This window comes from Mesobacillus boroniphilus JCM 21738, from assembly GCF_000517385.1.
In the GTDB taxonomy this organism is placed as follows: domain Bacteria; phylum Bacillota; class Bacilli; order Bacillales; family Cytobacillaceae; genus Mesobacillus; species Mesobacillus boroniphilus.
On the sequence record NZ_BAUW01000238.1, the window covers coordinates 1 to 541 of the forward strand.

The window sequence follows — 541 nt, forward strand, 5'->3', positions numbered from 1 at the left end:
TGGATAAACTCGACAACAGAGTTAGAAGTGTAAACATTTCCAGGACGGAGACGAGCTTTGATAAAATCACCGGTTACTCCGTCAAAAGCCACTAAAGGGTGGAAGCCAACGGTTCCGTAATGGGCATTGTAAGCTGCAGATTCTTGGTTTCCATAGGTATCTGAATGGGTGGAATCCAAATCAAAAATGACAGCTTTTGAATCCCTGAATTGATGCACTCTATCAATAAGTTCTTGGTTAGCTTGATTTAATTCCTCGATGGATCGGCGATCGAAACGTCTAAAGAAACGAGACAGGCTAGGCTGGGAAGCTAGCGCCTCCGTACCTATGATTTGAGTGAATACAGGATCTTTCGTCAATTGATCAGCTGCGTCATCATCGGTATACCCAGCAATGATTTGATAAATCTTTTGGCGAAGCAAGTTTTCATTCGAATGAACGTAGTAACGCCTTTTGTCTTCCAGGTTTAAGAACTTCGCCAATGTAGTAGAAAAACCTATCTTTTCATCGAATTCTCTAAAGAGGAATTCGCCTGTATCGG

1 protein-coding gene is annotated in these 541 nt (G+C 42.1%); it reads right to left on the bottom strand.

Translation table 11 applies throughout. The features are described from left to right. Window positions 1–541, bottom strand: a 541-nt coding sequence (locus JCM21738_RS22045) for a transposase (RefSeq protein WP_035210353.1), incomplete at both ends; no start/stop codon positions are given.